This window comes from Streptomyces sp. NPDC046349 (assembly GCF_055587885.1).
The window spans coordinates 418,127-437,985 of record NZ_JBVJFK010000006.1 but is presented as its reverse complement, the minus strand read 5'-3'; the positions used below and the strand labels follow the sequence as shown (position 1 = coordinate 437,985).

Sequence of the window (19,859 nt, the reverse complement as noted above, 5' to 3'; positions counted from 1 at the left end):
CCCCGTCGGATGGTGGGATGGCGGACATGGCCGCAGACACGGAGGGCGAGGGCGCCGCCGCGCGCCGGGATCTGGTCGTACGGGCCGCCGTCGAGCAGGGGCTGGTGGGCGGGGCGGAAACTTCGCAGCCCCTGGTCTGCCTGCTGGACACCGACGGGATCCGGGCCTCCGCCGCGGCCCTGACCTCGGCCTTCGCGGACGCCCTGGCGCCCGGCACGCCCGTCCTGCACGCCTTCGCCGTGAAGGCCGCCCCGCTGGTGCCGGTGTTGCGGCTGCTCGCGGACGCCGGGCTCGGCTGCGAGGTCGCCAGCCCCGGCGAGCTGGCGCTGGCCCGCGCCGCCGGGGTGCCCGCGGCCCGGACCGTCCTGGACTCCCCCGCCAAGACGACGGCCGAACTGCGCGAGGCGCTCGCGCTGGGCATCGCCGTGAACGCGGACAACCGCCAGGAGCTGGAGCGCCTCGACGCCCTCGTCGCCGCGGGGCCCACCGCGTCCCCGATCGGGGTCCGGATCAACCCGCAGACGGGCGCGGGCGCCATCGACGCGCTGTCCACGGCGACGTCCACCTCGAAGTTCGGCGTCGCCCTGCGCGACCCCGGGGCGCGCGAGTGGCTCGTACGGGCCTTCCTGGACCGGCCGTGGCTGACCCGGCTGCACATCCACTCGGGCTCGCAGGGCGTCCCCCTGGAGCTGATCGCGCAGGGCGTACGGGCGCTGCACGCCCTGGCCGAGGAGGTCAACGCCGCGGCCGGGCGGCGCCGGATCGACACCCTCGACATCGGCGGCGGGCTGCCGGTCAACTTCGCCTCCGACGAGGCGGCCCCGACCTACGCCCGGTACGTGTCCGCCCTGCGCGAGGCGGTCCCGGCGCTCTTCGACGGCTCGTACGGCCTGGTCACCGAGTTCGGCCGGTCGCTGCTGGCCAAGCACGGCTTGGTGCTGGCCCGGGTCGAGTACACCAAGAACAGCGGCTCCCGGCCGATCGCGCTCACGCACGCCGGGGTCCAGCTGGCGACGCGCACCGCCTACGCGCCGGCGGCCTGGCCGGTGCGGATCCTGCCGTACGACGCGCAGGGCGCCCCCAAGGCCGGCTACCCGGTGGCCCAGGACGTTGCCGGCCCCGCCTGCTTCGCGGGGGACCTGCTCGCCACGGCCCGGGAACTGCCGCTGCTCGCCCCCGGCGACCTGATCGGCGTACCGGACACCGGCGCGTACTTCTTCACGGCCCACTACGGCTACAACAGCCTGCCGCGCCCGGCGGTGCACGGCTTCGCGGTGACCCCGCGGGGCCGCGTCCGCTTCAGCCTTGCCCGGCCCGCGCAGTCCGCCGCGGACATCGTGGCGGAGGCGGGCGGCGCCTTCGGGGACGCGCTGCTGTAGCGCGCCGCCGCGCGTTGCCCCGCGGGCCGCCGCTGCGGACCGCCGCGCCCGTCCGGGCTCAGTCGGCCAGGGTGGCCGCCAGCGCCGGGGCCAGGCCCGCCACCAGGTCGTCCGGGCTCAGCGCGGTGACCGCGGGCAGCCGCAGCAGGTACCGGGTCAGGGCCAGGCCCAGCAGCTGGGTGGAGACCAGGCCGGCCGCGCGGGCCGCCCGCTCGGGGCCGAGGGCCGCCGCCAGTGCCGGGGCGACCTGGGCCGCGAACACCTCCCGCATCCGGTCCGCGGCCTGCTCGTTGGTGACCGCGGAGCGCAGCAGCACCAGCAGGGCGTCGTCGGCCGGATCGCCCTCCCACCGCTCCACGAAGTGGCGCACGAGGGCGGCGGGAACCTCCCCGGCCGGCACGGCGCCCAGGTCGGGCAGGCGAAGGTCGACCGTCAGGGCGGCGTCGAAGAGCTGCTCCTTGCTGCCGAAGTACCGCATGACCATCGACGGATCGATCGCCGCGTCCGCGGCGACCGCCCGGATCGTCGTGCGCTCGTAGCCCTGGGCGGCGAACCGCTCGCGCGCGGCGCGCAGGATCACGGCCCTGGTCCGGTCGGATGAACGTCGTTCCGTCATCATGCCAACAACCGTAGGCCAACGAACGTGTGCCCACAACTGTTGACACGGCCGCGGGGCGGGCGCATCCTGATGTCAACAGTCGTTGGCCAACAAACGTTGGCACGCCGGAGGAGGTCTCCATGACCAGCACCGCCGCACTCCCGCTTCCCGCCCGCACCGAGGTCGCCGTCGTCGGCGCCGGCCCCACCGGCCTCGCCCTCGCCGTGACCCTGGCGGTGGCCGGCATCGACTTCGTGCTCCTCGACCGGCAGGCCGAGGGCGCCAACACCTCCCGCGCCGCCGTCGTCCACGCCCGCACCCTGGAGGTCCTCGACGAGCTCGACCCGAGCGGCGCACTGACCGCCGACCTCGTCGGCCGCGGCGTCCCCGTCTCCCGGTTCCGGATCCGCGACGGCGCCCGCCCGCTCGCGGCCGTGGACTTCGACCGCCTTCCCACGGCCCACCCGTACGCGCTGATGGTCCCCCAGTACGAGACCGAGGCCGTCCTCCTGGGCCGCCTGCGGGCGCTCGGCGGCGACGTCCACCGCCCGTACGAGGTAACCGGCGTCGTCCAGGACGCGGACGGGGCCACCCTCACCACGGCCACCGGCGAGACCCTGCGCGCCACGCACGTCGTGGGCGCCGACGGGATGCACAGCGCGGTCCGCACCGCCGCCGGCATCGCCTTCGAGGGCGGCGCGTACGGCGAGTCCTTCGTCCTGGCCGACGTGGTCATGGACTGGACCCCGGGCCCGCGCGAGGTGTCCCTCGTCTTCGGCGCCGCCGGGCTCATGGTGATCGCCCCGCTGCCCGGGGACACCCCCGGCGCCTCCGGGCGCTACCGGATCGTCGCCACCGTCGCCGAAGCGCCCGCCGAACCTGACCTCGCCTTCGTCCGGGGCCTGCTGGACGAACGCGTACCGGGCCAGGCGGCCGTCCGCGAGCTCGTCTGGTCCTCCCGGTTCCGGGTCCACCACCGCGTCGCCGACCGCTACCGCGCCGGCCGCCTCCTGCTCGCCGGGGACGCCGCCCACGTGCACAGCCCGGCCGGCGGGCAGGGCATGAACACCGGCATCCAGGACGGCTACGCCCTCGGCCGCGCCCTGGCCGCCGGCGACCTCGACGGCTACGAGGCCGCCCGCCGCCCCGTCGCCCTGCGCGTGGTGGCCCTCACCGACCGGATGACCCGGGTCGCGACCACCCGGAAGCCGGCGCTCCGCGCCGTGCGCAACACCCTGCTGCCCGTCCTCGCCCGCATCCCGGCGTTGCGCATGCGCCTCGCCACCGAGCTGGCGGAGCTCGACTACCGCTAGGTCTCCTGGGGAGCGGGCCGAACCCGCGGCGTCCGGCCCGCCCCGCACGACACGGCGCGGGTCGGCGGCGTCACTCCACGAAGAGCCCGCGGGCCGCCGCCCGGGTGTCGAAGGCCTCCAGACGGGCCTGCGCGTCCGGGAGGGCGTCCGCCATCGCCTCCAGCAGCACCCGGCCCAGCAGCATCGGCGCGCAGGCCGTGTCGAAGGCGAGGCCGGTGCCGACCGGGGCGGGGATCAGGAGGTCCGAGTGGCGGGCCACGGGGGCGAAGGCGGAGTCCGCGACCGTCACCACGGTCAGGCCGGCCTTCCGGGCGCGCTCGAGGGTGTCCACGACCTCCCGGGGGTGCCGGGGCAGCGCGAAGCACAGCAAGGCGGTGGCGCCCTCGTAGAGGGCCGCGTCGATGCGGTCCTCCATCATCGAGCCGCCCTCGTCGAGGAGCCGTACGTCCGGATGGACCTTGGCGGCGAAGTACGCGAAGCCGCGCGCCTGCGAGGAAGCCGCCCGCAGCCCGAGCACCGGCAGCGGGGTCGAGGCGGCGAGCAGCCGCCCCGCCTCCTCGACCGGCGCGGGGTCGGCGAGCATCTCCGCGAGCTGCCGCAGGTTCTCGATCTCGCCCAGGACCGCCTGCTGGTACTCGTTGTACGAGTCCTCCCGGACCGCGGCGGCCCGCTCGGCCGGAGCCACCTCGCGCAGGTGCTTGCGCAGCGCGGGATAGCCGTCGAAGCCGAGCGCCACGGCGAACCGGGTCACCGACGGCTGGCTCACCCCGGCCAGCTCGGCGAGCTCGACGCTCGACAGGAACGGCACCTCCGCCGCCCCGCGCACCATGCAGTGCGCGATCCGCCGCTGGGTCGGCGTCAGCCGGTGCCCCTCGAACAGCGCCTGGAGCCGCGCCGCCGGGCTGTCGCTCATGCCGTCCCCCTCCGTCCCGGTGTCCTATTCAGTCACGGAGCACTCTGCATGCGGTTATGCAGCGGGGCAAGCCGGTGCCCGCGATGCGGATACGGGGGCTGGCCCCAGTGCCCGAGCCTGCGTCGCTTCCTACGGTGGGGGCATGGACGCGCACACCCAAGAGCTGAAGAAGGAATTCGACGCGACACTGAAGGCCCGGCGGGATCTGGGCCCGGAGTACGAGGCCGCGCTGGTGGAATCGTTCGTCGAGAAGGTCGACACCCAGGTCCGGCGCCGGCTCGCCGAGGAACGCCTGGCCGCGGCCCGCGGCGAGAGCCCGTACGCCGGCGCGGCCGACGGGAACTTCGGCGAACGCTTCGGCTTCGCCATCATCACCCTTGTCCTGGCGGTCCCCCTGTCGGCCATCGCCTCCACACAGGCGGGCTTCAAGGGGCTGGTAGTGGCCTGGGCCGGGATCGTGGGGGTGAACCTCATCCACGCGGCCCGTCTGCGGCGCGCCCGGCCGGATTCCGTCGGCTGACCGTCACGCCCGGGGTGCGTCGCGCCTCCGCGGGGCTGTGAAGCGGGCCCCGCGCCCGAGGCCGCCGCCGCGCCGGATCTGCGGCGGGTGAACCGAAGGGGCGCGCCGGGGAATGCGGTCGAGCGCTCGGGGCGGACGCGGAGGCGCGAGCCGGTGTCGGGCACGTACGCCGTCACGATCCGGCACGAGGCGCCCGGAGGCGGAGCGAGCCGGCATGAGGCGGACCGAGCCCGGAGCACGGGGATGTGCGCGGGGACCGCCGCACCCTCGCGGGCGAGGGGCGGGACGACGGCGGTCCCCGCGGTGGACACGGCCGGGTCAGGGCCGTCCGCGTCCGTGGCGTTCGCGTGTCCGGGAGCCGCTCCGGAGGTGTGCGAACACCGTCGGTGGTGCCGGCCTGGTCCGGTCTCCCGGGCTCCCTGCCGACAACCACCACTGTGCCGGAGCCGTGTTAAGGCCGTGCTGCTGTCACGTGTCCGGCCCGTACCGTTTGCGCGACGGCCGGAAAACGCGGGTGCCCGGGGCCGGGCGGCGGGCCGTGGGCCCGCGCCCCGTCCCCGGGCGGGCGGCGGGCTACTTCGCGGTCTTCGCCAGGAAGGCGAGGAGGTCCTGGCGGCTCACCACACCGGTGGGCTTGCCCTCGACCAGCACGATCGCCGCGTCGGCCTCGCCGAGCACCGTCATCAGCTCGGACACCGGCTCGCCGGAGCCGACCTGCGGCAGCGGCGAACTCATGTGCTTCTCCAGCGGGTCGGAGAGCGAGGCGCGCTGCGCGAACAGCGCCGCGAGCAGTTCCTTCTCGACCACGGAGCCGATGACCTCGGCGGCCATGACGTCGGGGTGGCCGGCGCCGGGCTTGACGATCGGCATCTGGGAGACGCCGTACTCGCGCAGCACCTCGATGGCCTCGCCGACGGTCTCCTCGGGGTGCATGTGGACGAGGGAGGGGATGCCGCCCTCCTTGTCGGCCAGCACGTCGCCGATGCGGGCGGACGGCCCGGCCTCCTCCAGGAAGCCGTGTCCCGCCATCCACTCGTCGCTGAAGATCTTGCTCATGTAGCCGCGGCCGCTGTCCGGCAGCAGGACGACGACGACGTCGTCCGGGCCGAGGCCCTCGGCGGCCTTCAGCGCCGCCACGACGGCCATGCCGCAGGAACCGCCGACGAGGAGGCCCTCCTCCTTCGCCAGCCGGCGCGTCATCTGGAAGGAGTCCTTGTCGGACACCGCGATGATCTCGTCGGTGACGTTCGGGTCGTAGGCGGTCGGCCAGAAGTCCTCGCCGACGCCCTCGACGAGGTAGGGGCGGCCGGAGCCGCCGGAGTAGACCGAGCCCTCGGGGTCGGCGCCGATGACCTTGACCTTCCCGCCGCTGACCTCCTTGAGGTAGTTGCCGGTCCCGGAGATCGTGCCGCCCGTGCCGACGCCGGCGACGAAGTGGGTGATCTTCCCGTCCGTCTGCTCCCACAGCTCCGGACCGGTGGTCTCGTAGTGCGACCGGGGGTTGTTCGGGTTGCTGTACTGATCGGGCTTCCAGGCACCGGGCGTCTCGCGCACGAGGCGGTCGGACACGTTGTAGTACGAGTCCGGGTGCTCCGGGTCGACGGCGGTCGGGCAGACGACCACGTCGGCGCCGTACGCGCGCAGCACGTTGATCTTGTCCATGGACACCTTGTCAGGGCAGACGAAGATGCACTTGTAGCCCTTCTGCTGGGCCACGATGGCGAGTCCTACACCCGTGTTGCCGCTGGTCGGCTCCACGATGGTGCCACCGGGCTTGAGGGCTCCGCTCTGCTCGGCGGCCTCGATCATCCGTACGGCGATCCGGTCCTTCACGGATCCACCGGGATTGAAGTACTCGACCTTCGCAAGGACGGTGGCCTGCAGGCCTTCGGTCACACGGTTGAGCTTCACCAGCGGGGTGTTGCCGACGAGGCTGATCATCGAGTCGTGGAATTGCACCATGTTCTCCAAGGAGGGGACTCCACGGGTTCTCCGGGAGGTCCGGCCAGGGTATGCGGAAAGGGATTGACCGACCGCTCGTACGGGGCAGGTAGGGGTCAGTGAGACGCGAGGAGGTGGCCTGAAGGATGTCGAGGGCGAGAACAGCCCGCCGGATCGCGGCGGGGGCAGCGTACGGCGGAGGCGGCCTCGGACTCGTCGGGGCCGCCGCGGTCGGGCTGGTACTGGCGGAGGTGCAGTTCGCCAAGCGCACGGTGGGCACCGGGCTGGGCGAGCCGCCGCGCGCGGACGGGCTGTACGGGAGCGAGTTCGGCGGCCCGGAGCAGAGCCCGGGCCCGCTGCGGCTGGGCATGCTGGGCGACTCCACGGCCGCCGGCCTCGGGGTGCGCCGGGCCCGGCAGACTCCGGCGGCGCTGCTCGCCTCGGGGCTCGCGGCGGTCGCGGAGCGGCCGGTGGAGCTGCGCAACGTGGCCCTCTCGGGTGCCATGTCGGACGACCTGGACCGCCAGGTGGGGCTGCTGCTGGACCGGGACGCGCCCGCGCCCGACGTCTGCGTGATCATGATCGGCGCGAACGATGTGACGCGCCGGATGCCGCCGACCCAGTCGGTGCGGCTGCTGACGTCGGCCGTGCGCCGGCTGCGCCTGGCGGGCTCCGAGGTCGTCGTGGGCACCTGCCCGGACCTGGGCACGATCGAGCCGGTGTACCAGCCGCTGCGCTGGCTCGCACGCCGCGTGTCACGGCAGCTGGCCGCCGCGCAGACGATAGGGGTGGTCGCACTGGGCGCCCGTACGGTCTCGATGGGCGACCTGCTGGGTCCCGAGTTCGCCGCGAACCCGCGCGAGATGTTCGGCCCGGACTCCTACCACCCGTCGGCGGAGGGGTACGCGACGGCCGCCATGGCCGTGCTGCCGACGCTGTGCGCCGCGCTGGGCCTGTGGCCGGAGTCGGACCGGCTGGACGTGTCGCGGGACGAGGACATGCTGCCGGTGGCGAAGGCCGCGTCGGCGGCGGCGGGCCAGGCGGGTACGGAGGTCACGGCGGCCCGCGGCCCCTGGGTCCTGCTCAAGCACCGCCGGCGGCGGCGGGTGTCGGGCGAGGACCCGGCCCCCGCGGCCCCGGACGCGGCGGGGCTCGCCCCGTAGCCGCGCGGGTCCGTGCGGCTCACGGCCGGGGTGGCGCACCCTTGGGGTGTGGCCCCCGGCCGGCCGGGCCGGTGGGAGCGACCGGCATCACACCCCCAGGCCGGTGACCTCGACCGTACGGGGCGGTAACTTCGCATCCGGTCCCGCAACGACGCACCCCTTGGAGTCCCGATGCCCGAAGCCGTCATCGTTTCCACCGCCCGCTCTCCCATCGGGCGCGCCTTCAAGGGATCCCTCAAGGACGTCCGCCCGGACGACCTGACCGCGACGATCATCCAGACCGCCCTCGCGAAGGTCCCCGAGCTGGACCCGCGCGAGATCGACGACCTGATGCTGGGCTGCGGCCTGCCGGGCGGCGAGCAGGGCAACAACCTGGCCCGCATCGTGGCCGTGCAGATGGGCATGGACTTCCTGCCGGGCACGACCATCACCCGCTACTGCTCCTCCTCGCTGCAGACCTCGCGGATGGCCCTGCACGCCATCAAGGCGGGCGAGGGCGACGTGTTCATCTCCGCGGGCGTGGAGACGGTGTCACGCTTCGCGAAGGGCAACTCGGACTCCTGGCCGGACACCCACAACCCGCTCTTCGCCGACGCGGAGGCCCGTACGGCGGCCGTCGCCGAGAGTGTGGGCTCGTCCTGGCACGACCCGCGCGAGGACGGCCTCGTGCCCGACGCGTACATCTCGATGGGGCAGACCGCGGAGAACCTGGCCCGACTCAAGGGCGTCACCCGCCAGGACATGGACGAGTTCGGCGTCCGCTCCCAGAACCTGGCCGAGGAGGCCATCAAGAACGGCTTCTGGGCCCGCGAGATCACCCCGATCACCACCCCTGACGGCACGGTCGTCTCCACCGACGACGGCCCCCGCGCCGGTGTGACCCTGGAGGGCGTGCAGGGCCTCAAGCCCGTCTTCCGCCCCGACGGCCTGGTGACGGCCGGCAACTGCTGCCCGCTGAACGACGGCGCCGCCGCGCTGGTCATCATGAGCGACACCAAGGCACGCGAGCTGGGCCTGACCCCGCTGGCCCGGATCGTCTCCACCGGCGTCACCGGCCTCTCCCCGGAGATCATGGGCCTGGGCCCGGTCGAGGCGTCGAAGCAGGCCCTGAAGCGGGCCGGCCTGACGGTCGGCGACATCGACCTGTTCGAGATCAACGAGGCCTTCGCGGCCCAGGTCATCCCCTCGTACCGGGATCTGGAGATCCCCCTCGAGAAGCTGAACGTCAACGGCGGGGCCATCGCCGTGGGTCACCCCTTCGGGATGACCGGCGCCCGTCTGACCGGCACGCTGATCAACAGCCTGCAGTTCCACGACAAGCAGTTCGGCCTCGAGACGATGTGCGTGGGCGGCGGCCAGGGCATGGCAATGGTCATCGAGCGGCTGAGCTGAGCCGTAGCGGAGGGCAGGGGTCGGCCCGGCCCGTACGGGTGTGCCGCCCCGCCACGCGGCGAGGGCCGGCACCTGCCCCGCAGCGGTGGCGAGGCGCAGCGCGACCGGGAAAGAGGGCGGCTGAGCTGAGCCGTAGCGGAGGGCAGGGGTCGGCCCGGCCCGTACGGGTGTGCCGACCCGCCACGCGGCGAGGGCCGGCACCTGCCCGCAGCGGTGGCGAGGCGGCAGCGCGACCACCGGAAAGGGCGGCTGGGCCGAGGCGGCTCGTAGGCGCCGGATCCCCGCCCGTACGTAGCCGAAAGTAGGATGCCGACTACTGGATCATGGCCGGGGCCAGACGCCCCTTGGAGCGCGCCGGGTTCCGCAGCCCGTACTGACGCCGGTTCTAATCCCGTCGCGGCCTACCTGTGACCGAATCTCCCCCAGGATGTGACCTATGTCCTGGGGGATCGGTGTTTATGCAGGTCAGAACCTGCCCAGAGGTGCAGGGTGTGACGAAAGACCTGTCCATTTCGTGACGTAATGCACTGCACGCCATTCCCAGGCCGGGACACTCTGATGTAGGAAGTCGGGGGATCGAATCACCTCAGGAGTTAGTCAGTGAGCGCCATGTCTCTTGCCCTGCTGCTGACCACGGCCGCTGCCACGGCCGTGGGCGCTGCTGCTCTGCACGCCGTCCACGGTCTGCGCAAGCAGGTCGCCGCCCTGCGCAGTGAGCTGGCAGTGCCGGTCCACGCCCGCGGCACGACCGTCCCCCACGCCCGCAACGCCGCCGAGTCCCCCGCCGCGGAGATACGAGCCGCCGTGGCCGAGGCCCTGGCCGAGGAGCGCGAGCGGGAGCTGGCCGAGGCGCGCGCCTTCTGGGCCGCGCAGGAGGCCCGCGACGCCGCCGACGCCCCTTCGCTGCTGGGCGGCCTGCCCGGGCTCGGCGAGGACAGCCCGGTCTTCCTGCCGCGGCAGGCCGACCTGGTGGGCCTGGAGCCGGTCATGGGCGAGGAGGTGCTGGACGAGCTGCCCGGGTACCCGGAGGACTCGGCCGAGCTGGCCGCCGCCCGCCGGCGCCACCCCTCGCACCCCGACTTCGTACCGGTACAGGCCTCGCACCCCGGCGCCGACCACGAGCGCACCGTGAACCGCCTGGAGGAGCTCGCCGAGGCCCGTACGGCCCTCGCGGACGTCCGGCCCGGCCCGCTGGGCACGCTCGACGTGTACGTCTTCACCGACGGCACGACGCTGTGCATGACCCCGGGGCACCGGGAGACAGCTGAGCGCCTCGCCGAGGCACTGCGCTCGGGCACCGCCCCGGTCCTGCTCGGCGGCTCGGGGATCTCCGGCGCCTACGCCCTGACCTTCTCCTGCGGCGACTCGGAGGACCCCGACAGCAACGTCTACATCCTCGCGGACCGCGTCATCGCGTCGCTCTGATCTCCGCCTGCTCCACCAGCCGAACGGCCTCGTCCAGCATCTCGGACGGGGCCTTCGCGCCGTCCGGAGCGCCCGACCGGCCGCGCAGGGCCTCGGCGAGGTCCAGCCCGGCCACCGCCACCTGGTCCCCGACGACGAAGATGCCCGCGTCCGGTACCTCCCGCGGCGCCTTCCCGGGCGCTTCCAGCCGCTGCGCCCTTACGGAGAGATCGCGGGCGAGCTCCAGTGCCACGGCGGCCGCTCCCTGCTGGAGGCGGCTCTGCGGGGCGGCCCGCAGCCGGTCGGCGAAACGTTCCACGGCGGCGCTCAGAGGCGAAGTATCAAGCACCCGGCCGACCCTACGCGCCGCCCGGGCACCATTGCCAACGGGCGAACTCTCCGGCACGGTGGCGTGAAGAGAACAGCACGGCAAACCTTCCGGAGGCGCCCATGTCCGTAGAGTTCTCCGAGCAGACCCACCGCAACATGATCGACAGAATCCCCCGGACCACCGGTCGTGAGGTTTCCGACTGGCTCCGCACCGTCGACGAAGGCCCCTCCCTCGTCCGGTTCGAGGAGAAGGTCAGCTGGCTCCGCGGCGCGCACGAACTGTCGTACGGCCAGGCCAAGGCGATCATCCACGAGTACGACCTGCGCAGAGCCGCACGCCGGTTCGGCTGACCCCCTCCCCCGACCCCGTGAGTCCCTCCACGCGCGGGAAGGCCCCGCGAGCTGTCGCTCGCGGGGCCTTCCCCGTGCCGTGTGCCGCACCGCGCGGGCCGGGCGGCCCGCAGGTGCTGCTAGTCGTCGCCCGAGAGGATCGAGAAGATGCGCAGCATCTCGACGTAGATCCACACCAGGGTCATGGTGAGGGCGAAGGCCGCCAGCCAGGCCTCCTCGCGCGGGGCACCGTAGGTGATGCCGTCCTCGACCTGCTTGAAGTCGAGGGCGAGGAAGCAGGCGCCGAGGATGACACCGATGGCGCCGAACAGCAGGCCGAGGCCGCCGCTGCGGAAGCCGAGGCCGTCACCGCCGCCGAAGACCGCGAACAGCGAGTTCACGAGCATGAGCAGGATGAAGCCGAGGGTGGCGGCCATCACGAAGCCGTAGAAACGGCGGGTGACGCGGATCCAGCGCATCTTGTACGCGAAGAGCACGGCGGCGAAGACGCACATCGTGCCCATCACGGCCTGCATGACCACGCCGGGGCCGAGGTAGGTGCTGACGGCCGCGCTGATGACGCCGAGGAAGACACCCTCGAACGCCGAGTAGGCCAGGATCAGGCCCGGGACGGGCTTGCTCTTGAAGGACTGGATCATCGCGAAGACGAACGCGACCAGGGCGGCGCCGATGCCGATGGCGTACGACGTGCCGAGGTTCGCCGGGTCGACCGGCAGCAGCACCCAGGAGAGGGTCGCCGTCACGATGAGCGTGCCGAGCGTCATGGCCGTACGGCTCACGACGTCGTCCATGGTCATCGCATTGGTGCGCGCCGGCGCCTGCGGCATACCCGTGGCCGGGTCGGTCGCGTAGGGGTTCGTCGCGTACGGGTTGGCCCCGGCCTGCTGGTGCTGCGCGTCAAAGCCCGCGTAGCCACCGTTGTCGCGGCTGAACCCCCGTCGCGAGAAGACCGGGTTACTGCTCCTCATCTCACTCCTCCGTGGCCACCGAGCGCGGCCTTGCAACAAGAGTAATGCGCTCGCAAAGAAAGCACCCTACTGCTGGAGGAGGATCTTAGGAGAAGGCATGGCGAAGCGCAGGGGATAAACGAGGGAGCCCCGCCGCAGCCGCGAGGAGGACCTCGCCAGAGCTGCGGAGTGCCCGGAGCCGGACTTGAACCGGCACGGCCCGAAGGCCAGCGAGGTTTAAGCTCGCCGTGTCTGCATTCCACCATCCGGGCAGGGCGTGGCGGCCCCCGTGGAAAAAGCCTTGAACGCTGCGCCGAGCCTATCCGGAACACACTCGCCGCCGACCGGCCGCCTATCCGATGTTGTCTGATTTTATTGGCGCTTGAGGGTCCGTCAGGCCCCAGAATGCACGGTCGGCCCGTTCTGGACGTCGATCACCACCTGTACGGGAATGACGGGATTTCGATGGCCCGCGCCACCCCGCGCGCCACCCTCCGCGCCACCCCGGGCCACCGCCCGCCGACCAGGGCTCCCGCCCTCTCCTGCCGGAGTTCCTGTCATACCAGAGGAGGAGGCGGGCCCGCCCGCCGTCAGTCTCGAGTGGGCCCGGGAACAGGCACGGCGGCTGATCCGCGGCAGGTAGGCGCGCGGTGAAGATGGAGGGAGTCCCCGCACAACAGCCCGAGGAGCCGTCCCGTGACCACCATGAACTACGCCCCGCACACCGCCCAGGCCGTGGCCGCCCGAGCCACCGGCCTCTCCAAGGTGTACGGCCAGGGCGAGACCCAGGTGGTCGCCCTGGACAACGTCTCCGTGGACTTCGGCCAGGGACAGTTCACCGCGATCATGGGCCCCTCGGGCTCCGGCAAGTCCACCCTGATGCACTGCGTCGCCGGCCTGGACACCTTCTCCGCGGGCTCCGTCCGCATCGGCGAGACCGAGCTGGGCTCCCTCAAGGACAAGCAGCTCACCCAGCTGCGCCGGGACAAGATCGGCTTCATCTTCCAGGCGTTCAACCTGCTGCCGACGCTGACGGCGCTGGAGAACATCACGCTCCCCATGGACATCGCCGGCCGCAAGCCCGACCGGCAGTGGCTGGACACCGTGGTGGACATGGTCGGCCTCTCCGGGCGCCTGGGCCACCGGCCCACCCAGCTGTCCGGCGGCCAGCAGCAGCGCGTGGCAGTGGCCCGCGCCCTGGCCTCCCGCCCCGAGATCATCTTCGGTGACGAGCCGACCGGAAACCTGGACTCCCGCTCGGGCGCCGAGGTCCTCGGCTTCCTGCGCAATTCCGTCCGCGAGCTCGGCCAGACCGTCGTGATGGTCACCCACGACCCCGTGGCGGCCTCCTACGCCGACCGTGTCATCTTCCTGGCCGACGGCCGGATCGTCGACGAGATGCTCAGCCCCACCGCCGACGGCGTGCTGGACCGCATGAAGGCCTTCGACGCCAAGGGCCGCACCAGCTGATCCCGAGTCCTTCCCCGGCCCTTCCTCCAAGACTTCCAGCCCCAGGACTGAGACCTCCCATGTTCCGTACCGCCCTGCGCAACGTCCTCGCGCACAAGGCCCGGCTGCTGATGACGGTGCTCGCCGTCACCCTCGGCGTCGCCTTCGTATCCGGCACCCTCGTCTTCACCGACACCCTCAAGAAATCCCTCTCCGGCCAGTCCGCCAAGAGCTACGAGGGCGTCGCCGTCTCCGTCACCTCGTACGGCCCGGGCCGCAACGAGCAGGGCGAGAAGGAGGGCGAGGCCGGCCTCGGCCAGCAGACCCTCGACAGGATCAAGGCGCTCCCCGGCGTCGACACCGTCTCCGGCCGCGTCTCGGGCTTCGCCGGAGTGGGCGACGAGAACGGCAGGCTGATCGGCGCCGGCTGGTCCAACCAGGGCTCCAACTTCACGCCCGTCAAGGACGGCAAGGACCCGCGCTACGCCTTCGCCCAGGGCGCCGGGCCGGCCAAGGCCGACGAGGTCGCCCTCGACCGGGCCACCGCCGACAAGGGCAACTACAAGGTCGGCGACAAGGTCCGCGTGGCCACCAACGGCCCGGTCAAGGAGTACTCCCTCGCCGGCGTCTTCACCACCGAGGACGGCGCCGGCCAGGCCGGCGGCAGCCTGGTCCTCTTCGAGACCAAGGTCGCCCAGGAGCTCTACCTCAAGCCCGGCTACTTCACGGAGCTGTCGGTCGCCGCGAAGAACGGCACCTCCGCCGACAAGCTGCTCGCCGACATCAAGCCGCTGCTCGACAGCAGGACGACCAAGGCCCAGACCGGCGCGGCGCTCGCCGCGGAGCAGGCCAAGCAGATCGAGAAGGGCCTCAGCAACCTCAGCACGATGCTGCTCGTCTTCGCGGGCATCTCGCTCTTCGTCGGCATCTTCCTGATCTACAACACCTTCACCATGCTGGTCACCCAGCGCACCAAGGAGCTGGCCCTGCTGCGCGCCGTCGGCGCCAACCGCGGCCAGGTCATGCGCTCGGTGCTCAGCGAGGCCCTCGTCGTCGGCGTGCTGTCGGCGGCCGTCGGCCTGGTCGGCGGCATCGGCCTGGCGATCGGGATCCGCTCCGTCATCGGCTCCCTCGGCGCGAAGCTGCCGGGCGGCGCCCCCGTGATCGCCCCGGGCACCGTGATCGCCGCGCTCGTCATCGGCGTCGTCGTCACCGTCGTCGCCGCCGTGCTGCCGGCCTGGCGCACCGGCCGGATCGCCCCGGTCGCCGCCATGGGCAGCGCCCACCTGCCGGCCACCTCGAAGTCCCTGCTCGTACGCAACATCCTCGGGTCGATCATCAGCCTCGGCGGCATCGGGCTGGTCTTCCTGGGCGTGTCCACGGGCGGCGACACGGGCCGCATGACCATGGGCGGCGGAGCGTTCTTCATGCTGATCGGCATGATCGTGCTGCTGCCGCTGCTCTCGAAGCCGGTCATCGGCGCCGTCCGCCCGCTGCTGCAGAAGGTGTTCGGCGTCCCCGGCAAGCTGGCCGCCCAGAACGCGGTCCGCAACCCGCGCCGCACCGCCGTCACAGCCGCATCCCTGGCGATCGGCCTGACCCTGGTCACCACGCTGTCCGTCCTCGGCATCACCGTCGGCAAGGTCGTCGACCGCATGAGCACCGAGAAGCTGAAGGCCGACTACCGGGTCTCCATGTCCTCCGACGCGGGCAGCCTCGACAAGTCCGTGGCCGAGACCCTGTCCAAGGCCCCCGGCATCAAGGCGGTGTCCCCGCAGACGGCCGGCTTCTTCCTGGTCGACGGCGACTTCCGGGCCGCCTCGGGTGTCAACCCCGCCACCATCGGCCAGCTCCTGAACGTCGAGGTCCTCAGCGGCTCGCTCGACAGCCTCGGCAAGGGCGACGTCGCCGTCGCCGAGAAGACCGCCAAGAAGCAGAACCTCACCGTCGGCGCCACGATCAAGCTGAAGTACGACGACGGCCAGGAAGCGGCCGTCAAGGTCGGTGCGATCTTCAAGGACATGGAGGGCCTGCTCTCCCCCTACGTCATCGACAACAAGATCCTCAGCGAGCACAGCGAGGAGATGTACATCCCCGAGGTGTACGTCAACGTCGACGGCGGGGCCTCCAAGGCCGCCCAGCAGAAGGTCGTCGACGCCCTCGGCAAGAACCCGGCCATCACCGTCGCCACCCAGCAGGACATGCGCAACGAGATGGGCGGCATGATCAACACCATGCTGAACATCATGTACGGACTGCTCGGCATGGCCCTGGTCATCTCGGTGCTCGGCGTGGTCAACACCCTGGCCATGTCCGTCTTCGAGCGGACCCAGGAGATCGGCATGCTGCGGGCCATCGGCCTCGACCGCAGCCGGGTCAAGAACATGATCCGCCTCGAAGCCGTGGTGATCTCGCTCTTCGGGGCCGCCCTCGGCGTCGTCATCGGCATCTTCCTCGCCTGGGCCGTCGGCTCCACGCTGGCGAAGGCCATGCCCGGCTACGAGCTGATCCTCCCGTGGGACCGGATCGGGATCTTCCTCCTGTTGGCCGCCGTGGTCGGCGTCCTGGCCGCCATGTGGCCGGCCCGCAGCGCCGCCCGCCTGAACATGCTGACCGCCATCAAGACCGAGTAGCGAACACGGACCGCGGACCGCGGCCGCGGACACCGAAGGGCCCCGGGACGACACGTCCCGGGGCCCTTCCCGTCGTCCGCGCAGGAACGATTACGCCGACTGGGAGCCCCAGGTCCGCAGCCGCAGCGGCAGCCCCGATTCCCCGCGCGCCGCGGAGCGCACCGCGAGCACCTGGTTGACCCCGAGGCGGCCCCGTTCGAAGGCGAGCGCGGAGGCGGCCATGTAGAGCTGCCAGACCCGGGCCCGGCCGGCGGAGGTGAGGGCCACGGCCTCGTCCCAGTGCTCCTCCAGCCGCGCCACCCAGGCCCGCAGCGTCAGGGCGTAGTGCTCGCGCAGCGCCTCCACGTCGCGGACCTCGAAGCCGACCCGTTCCAGCTCGCCGACCGTGGTGCCGACCGGGGAGAGCTCGCCGTCGGGGAAGACGTACGCGTCGATGAACTCGTCCACCCGGTAGGCCCCTTCGTCGGCCTCCGGCGGGCGGGCGATCTGGTGGTTGAGCAGCAGGCCGCCGGGACGCAGCAGGGCGTGCAGGGTGCGCGCGTAGTCGCGGTAGCGCTCGGCACCGACGTGTTCGGCCATCCCGATGGAGGAAATGGCGTCGTACGGGCCGTCCTTGACGTCCCGGTAGTCCTGGATCCGGATCTCGACCAGATCGGCCAGGCCCTCGTCCGCGACCTTCTTGCGGGCGTACGCGGCCTGTTCGCGCGAGAGCGTGACCCCGGTGACGCGGGCGCCGTACGCGCGGGCCGCGTGCAAGGCCATGGAGCCCCAGCCGCAGCCGACGTCGAGGAGCCTGTCTCCCGGCTTCAGGGCGAGTTTGCGGCAGACCAGGTCGAGCTTGTCGTGCTGGGCCTCCTCCAGGGTGGAGCCGGGGGTCCAGTAGGCGCAGGAGTACACCATGGAGGGGCCCAGGACCCGCTCGTAGAAGTCGTTGCCGACGTCGTAGTGGTGGCTGATGGCCTGCCGGTCGCGGCCCTTGGTGTGCCGGGGGCCGCCGCGCCGAACCGCCTCCTCCGCGGGCGGCGCGGGCGCCGGCCACGGCCTGGCCAGGGCGACGAGGTCCCGTACGGCGCTCCGCGCCTCCGCGTCGCCCAGCAGGGCGGCGGCGGCCGAGGCGGTGTCCGCGGCGGCCGAGACCCGCCGGGGCAGGCGCGGGCGCAGCGCGCCCAGGCGGGAGGCGGACGGGGCCGGCGCGGGCCCCCGGTCCCGTTGCCAGAGCAGGCCCGCCACCCGGTCCAGCAGCTCGAACAGGTCGCCCTCGACGGTCAGGTCACCGGCCACCCAGGCACGGGCCAGGCCCAGTTCGCCGGGCTTCCACAGGATCCGGCGCAGGGCACGGCGGCCGCGGACGACGAGTACGGGGCCGTCGGGCGGCCCGGCCTCGGTTCCGTCCCACGCGCGGATGCGCACGGGCAGGGGGCCGCCGAGCAGGGTCTCGGCATGAGCGGCCAGCCGCGGAGCGGCGTCGGTCATGGCGCACCTCCACAAAGTTCCGACCCATCCCTCTACCCAGCCGCGGCCCCGGGTACGCCGAAGGGGCCGCCCGCACCACGGATGGCGGGCGGCCCCTTCGGGGTCGTACATTCGGCCGGCTCAGCGGCCGGGCTTGCGACGCAGGGTCAGGAGGCCTTGGCCTTCTCGGCCGGGGCAGCCGCGGCGGCCGGGGCCGGCGCCGGCTTGGCGGCCTCGTAGAACTCCTCGCGCGGGGTCTCCAGCGCACCGAGGGAGACGACCTCGCGCTTGAGGAACATGGCGAGGGTCCAGTCGGCGAAGACGCGGATCTTGCGGTTCCAGGTCGGCATGGCCATGCCGTGGTAGCCACGGTGCATGTACCAGGCGAGCCGGCCCTTGAGCTTGATCTTCGTCTTGCCCATGACGATCATCGCGACGCCCTTGTGGAGGCCGAGGCCCGCCACGGCACCCTTGTTGGAGTGCGAGTACTCGGTCTGCGGGAAGCCCCGCATGCCCGAGATGACGTTGTCGCCGAGGACCTTGGCCTGGCGCAGCGCGTGCTGGGCGTTCGGCGGGCACCAGGCGTTCTCGACGCCGGCCTTGCGGGCGGCGACGTCCGGAACCTGCGCGTTGTCGCCGGCGGTCCAGATGTAGTCGGTGCCCGTGACCTGGAGGGTCGGCTGGGCGTCCACGTGGCCGCGCGGGCCGAGCGGCAGGCCGTAGCGGGCCAGGACCGGGTTGGGCTTGACGCCGGCGGTCCAGACGATGGTGTTGGAGTCGACCTCGAGGCCGTTCTTCAGCACCACGTGGCCGTCCACGCAGGAGTCCATGGAGGTGTTGAGGTAGATCTCGATGCCGCGGGACTCGAGGTGCTCCTTCCCCCAGGTGCCGAGCTTGGGCCCGACCTCGGGGAGGATCTTGTCGGCCGCGTCGACCAGGATGAAGCGCATGTCCTCGCGCTTGATCGTGGAGTAGTACTTCGCGGCGTCGCGGGCCATGTCCTCGACCTCGCCGATCGTCTCGGCGCCGGCGAAGCCGCCGCCGACGAAGACGAAGGTGAGGGCCTTGCGGCGGACGCTCTCGTCCGTCGTGGACTCGGCCTTGTCGAGCTGCTCGAGGACGTGGTTGCGCAGGCCGATGCCCTCCTCGACGCCCTTCATGCCGATGCCCTGCTCTGCGAGGCCGGGGATCGGGAAGGTGCGGGAGACGGCGCCGAGCGCGATCACCAGGTAGTCGAAGGGCAGCTCGTACGCCTCGCCGACCAGCGGCGTGACGACGGCGACCTTGCGGTCCTGGTCGATGCTGGTGACCCGGCCGGTGAGAACCTCTGCCTTGGGCAGCACGCGTCGCAGCGGGACGACGACGTGCCGAGGCGAGATGCTGCCTGCGGCCACTTCGGGGAGGAAGGGCTGGTAGGTCATGTACGAGCGCGGGTCGACGACCGTGACGGTCGCCTCGCCGTAGCGCATCTTCTTCATGATGCGCTTGGCTGCGTACAGGCCTACGTACCCACCTCCTACAACGAGGATCCTGGGACGCTCCGTGGTGCTCATGAGAACGAGTATCCAGCACCCAATGGGGTGTTGCTCGTGAGCCCCTTCACAAGGACTCGGAAGGCCTCTGCTACACTCCGCCGCCCACGTGACGGACGTCATGGCGGCGGGCGGGAACCAGGATGTAACGGGAGTCGTTGTTCACCCGTCCTGAACTGGCCTCCAAGGCCTCGACCGGAGTAGACCACCGGGTTTCGTCCTTACCTCCGACGCGGAACCCGCAGCCTCCGCCGATCGCACGAACGCGAGACAAAAGGGGCTCGAGAGCCACCGGAAGACCCCGAAGGGCCCTTCCGGTGACCCCGTAGGACCCTTTTCCTTGTGAAGAACTTCACGAACTTTTTCTCGATCACGGCTTCCAGGACCCCCACACCCTGGTTCGAAGGTCGTTTGGCCGCTGGACCAGATGATTCCGCCGGTGATCCCGGGTGGGACCACGGGTCGTTGCGGTAACCGCACACGTACGTGCGGTTGCCCGCACCCGCTGCTCGCCCGCAATGCCGCGGCGCCGCCCTCGGGCT

Annotated in this window: 16 protein-coding genes and 1 tRNA gene; 9 read left to right on the top strand and 8 right to left on the bottom strand. The window is 72.2% G+C overall.

What is annotated here, in order from left to right:
* Positions 1–26: 26 nt before the first annotated feature.
* Positions 27–1,379 carry a type III PLP-dependent enzyme domain-containing protein gene (locus ACZ6JS_RS17280; RefSeq protein ID WP_469298704.1) on the top strand — a complete coding sequence of 451 codons (1,353 nt, stop codon included), beginning with the start codon at positions 27–29 and terminating at the stop codon, positions 1,377–1,379.
* Positions 1,380–1,437: 58 nt separating this feature from the next.
* Here the strand turns inward: ACZ6JS_RS17280 and ACZ6JS_RS17275 are convergent, their stop codons facing one another.
* The gene (locus ACZ6JS_RS17275) at positions 1,438–1,995 is read right to left on the bottom strand and encodes a TetR/AcrR family transcriptional regulator (RefSeq protein ID WP_469298801.1); all 558 of its coding nucleotides are present in this window, start codon (positions 1,993–1,995) and stop codon (positions 1,438–1,440) included.
* 122 nt (positions 1,996–2,117) lie between these two features.
* Here ACZ6JS_RS17275 and ACZ6JS_RS17270 point away from each other — a divergent pair, with 122 nt between their 5' ends.
* Complete coding sequence (locus ACZ6JS_RS17270) at positions 2,118–3,290, top strand: FAD-dependent oxidoreductase (RefSeq protein ID WP_469298702.1); 1,173 nt, start codon at positions 2,118–2,120, stop codon at positions 3,288–3,290.
* Positions 3,291–3,360: 70 nt separating this feature from the next.
* Here the strand turns inward: ACZ6JS_RS17270 and ACZ6JS_RS17265 are convergent, their stop codons facing one another.
* Entirely contained in the window at positions 3,361–4,203 is an 843-nt protein-coding gene (locus tag ACZ6JS_RS17265) for a MurR/RpiR family transcriptional regulator (RefSeq protein ID WP_469298700.1), read from the bottom strand.
* A 142-nt stretch (positions 4,204–4,345) separates the two neighbouring features.
* Here ACZ6JS_RS17265 and ACZ6JS_RS17260 point away from each other — a divergent pair, with 142 nt between their 5' ends.
* Entirely contained in the window at positions 4,346–4,723 is a 378-nt protein-coding gene (locus ACZ6JS_RS17260) for a hypothetical protein (protein WP_469298699.1), read from the top strand.
* A 573-nt stretch (positions 4,724–5,296) separates the two neighbouring features.
* On the opposite strand, the gene ACZ6JS_RS17255 is transcribed toward ACZ6JS_RS17260, so the two are convergent.
* Positions 5,297–6,682 carry a cystathionine beta-synthase gene (locus tag ACZ6JS_RS17255; RefSeq protein WP_469298800.1) on the bottom strand — a complete coding sequence of 462 codons (1,386 nt, stop codon included), beginning with the start codon at positions 6,680–6,682 and terminating at the stop codon, positions 5,297–5,299.
* Positions 6,683–6,810: 128 nt separating this feature from the next.
* Between ACZ6JS_RS17255 and ACZ6JS_RS17250 the strand changes: the two genes are divergently transcribed.
* The 3 genes from ACZ6JS_RS17250 (at position 6,811) to ACZ6JS_RS17240 (ending at position 10,644) form a co-directional block, all read left to right on the top strand.
* Positions 6,811–7,827, top strand: coding sequence for an SGNH/GDSL hydrolase family protein (locus tag ACZ6JS_RS17250; protein ID WP_469298697.1), 1,017 nt, complete (start codon positions 6,811–6,813; stop codon positions 7,825–7,827).
* Between the two features lie 171 nt (positions 7,828–7,998).
* Positions 7,999–9,219: an acetyl-CoA C-acetyltransferase gene (locus tag ACZ6JS_RS17245; RefSeq protein ID WP_469298695.1), complete on the top strand. Its 1,221-nt coding sequence runs from the start codon at positions 7,999–8,001 to the stop codon at positions 9,217–9,219.
* Positions 9,220–9,828: 609 nt separating this feature from the next.
* Complete coding sequence (locus ACZ6JS_RS17240; protein ID WP_469298798.1) at positions 9,829–10,644, top strand: hypothetical protein; 816 nt, start codon at positions 9,829–9,831, stop codon at positions 10,642–10,644.
* Here the strand turns inward: ACZ6JS_RS17240 and ACZ6JS_RS17235 are convergent.
* On the bottom strand, positions 10,628–10,972 hold the full coding sequence (locus ACZ6JS_RS17235; protein WP_469298693.1) for a hypothetical protein: 345 nt from the start codon (positions 10,970–10,972) through the stop codon (positions 10,628–10,630). The genes ACZ6JS_RS17240 and ACZ6JS_RS17235 overlap by 17 nt on opposite strands.
* A 101-nt stretch (positions 10,973–11,073) precedes the next feature.
* Here ACZ6JS_RS17235 and ACZ6JS_RS17230 point away from each other — a divergent pair, with 101 nt between their 5' ends.
* Complete coding sequence (locus tag ACZ6JS_RS17230; RefSeq protein ID WP_030846530.1) at positions 11,074–11,304, top strand: DUF4287 domain-containing protein; 231 nt, start codon at positions 11,074–11,076, stop codon at positions 11,302–11,304.
* Positions 11,305–11,423: 119 nt separating this feature from the next.
* Here the strand turns inward: ACZ6JS_RS17230 and ACZ6JS_RS17225 are convergent, their stop codons facing one another.
* The gene (locus ACZ6JS_RS17225; RefSeq protein WP_469298691.1) at positions 11,424–12,272 is read right to left on the bottom strand and encodes a Bax inhibitor-1/YccA family protein; all 849 of its coding nucleotides are present in this window, start codon (positions 12,270–12,272) and stop codon (positions 11,424–11,426) included.
* Between the two features lie 169 nt (positions 12,273–12,441).
* Positions 12,442–12,523, bottom strand: a tRNA-Leu gene (locus ACZ6JS_RS17220).
* A gap of 433 nt (positions 12,524–12,956) precedes the next feature.
* Between ACZ6JS_RS17220 and ACZ6JS_RS17215 the strand changes: the two genes are divergently transcribed.
* Together ACZ6JS_RS17215 and ACZ6JS_RS17210 are read left to right on the top strand one after the other, a co-directional pair.
* Positions 12,957–13,721 carry an ABC transporter ATP-binding protein gene (locus ACZ6JS_RS17215; RefSeq protein ID WP_107051929.1) on the top strand — a complete coding sequence of 255 codons (765 nt, stop codon included), beginning with the start codon at positions 12,957–12,959 and terminating at the stop codon, positions 13,719–13,721.
* Positions 13,722–13,780: 59 nt separating this feature from the next.
* Entirely contained in the window at positions 13,781–16,333 is a 2,553-nt protein-coding gene (locus tag ACZ6JS_RS17210) for an ABC transporter permease (protein WP_469298689.1), read from the top strand.
* Positions 16,334–16,423: 90 nt separating this feature from the next.
* Here ACZ6JS_RS17210 and ACZ6JS_RS17205 read toward each other — a convergent pair whose 3' ends face one another.
* Together ACZ6JS_RS17205 and ACZ6JS_RS17200 are read right to left on the bottom strand one after the other, a co-directional pair.
* A complete protein-coding gene (locus ACZ6JS_RS17205; protein WP_469298687.1) occupies positions 16,424–17,806 on the bottom strand; it encodes a class I SAM-dependent methyltransferase in 1,383 nt (460 codons plus the stop codon).
* Between the two features lie 146 nt (positions 17,807–17,952).
* Entirely contained in the window at positions 17,953–19,338 is a 1,386-nt protein-coding gene (locus ACZ6JS_RS17200) for an NAD(P)/FAD-dependent oxidoreductase (protein WP_469298685.1), read from the bottom strand.
* Positions 19,339–19,859 lie beyond the last annotated feature (521 nt).

Bases quoted from the DNA above. Each gene is read 5' to 3' on its own strand.
- ACZ6JS_RS17210 (WP_469298689.1), top strand. From the start codon at position 13,781: ATGTTCCGTACCGCCCTGCGCAACGTCCTCGCGCACAAGGCCCGGCTG.
- ACZ6JS_RS17215 (WP_107051929.1), top strand. From the start codon at position 12,957: ATGAACTACGCCCCGCACACCGCCCAGGCCGTGGCCGCCCGAGCCACC.
- ACZ6JS_RS17245 (WP_469298695.1), top strand. From the start codon at position 7,999: ATGCCCGAAGCCGTCATCGTTTCCACCGCCCGCTCTCCCATCGGGCGC.
- ACZ6JS_RS17250 (WP_469298697.1), top strand. From the start codon at position 6,811: ATGTCGAGGGCGAGAACAGCCCGCCGGATCGCGGCGGGGGCAGCGTAC.
- ACZ6JS_RS17260 (WP_469298699.1), top strand. From the start codon at position 4,346: ATGGACGCGCACACCCAAGAGCTGAAGAAGGAATTCGACGCGACACTG.
- ACZ6JS_RS17280 (WP_469298704.1), top strand. From the start codon at position 27: ATGGCCGCAGACACGGAGGGCGAGGGCGCCGCCGCGCGCCGGGATCTG.
- ACZ6JS_RS17240 (WP_469298798.1), top strand. From the start codon at position 9,829: ATGTCTCTTGCCCTGCTGCTGACCACGGCCGCTGCCACGGCCGTGGGC.
- ACZ6JS_RS17265 (WP_469298700.1), bottom strand. From the start codon at position 4,203: ATGAGCGACAGCCCGGCGGCGCGGCTCCAGGCGCTGTTCGAGGGGCAC.
- ACZ6JS_RS17275 (WP_469298801.1), bottom strand. From the start codon at position 1,995: ATGACGGAACGACGTTCATCCGACCGGACCAGGGCCGTGATCCTGCGC.
- ACZ6JS_RS17230 (WP_030846530.1), top strand. From the start codon at position 11,074: ATGTCCGTAGAGTTCTCCGAGCAGACCCACCGCAACATGATCGACAGA.
- ACZ6JS_RS17225 (WP_469298691.1), bottom strand. From the start codon at position 12,272: ATGAGGAGCAGTAACCCGGTCTTCTCGCGACGGGGGTTCAGCCGCGAC.
- ACZ6JS_RS17205 (WP_469298687.1), bottom strand. From the start codon at position 17,806: ATGACCGACGCCGCTCCGCGGCTGGCCGCTCATGCCGAGACCCTGCTC.
- ACZ6JS_RS17270 (WP_469298702.1), top strand. From the start codon at position 2,118: ATGACCAGCACCGCCGCACTCCCGCTTCCCGCCCGCACCGAGGTCGCC.
- ACZ6JS_RS17200 (WP_469298685.1), bottom strand. From the start codon at position 19,338: ATGAGCACCACGGAGCGTCCCAGGATCCTCGTTGTAGGAGGTGGGTAC.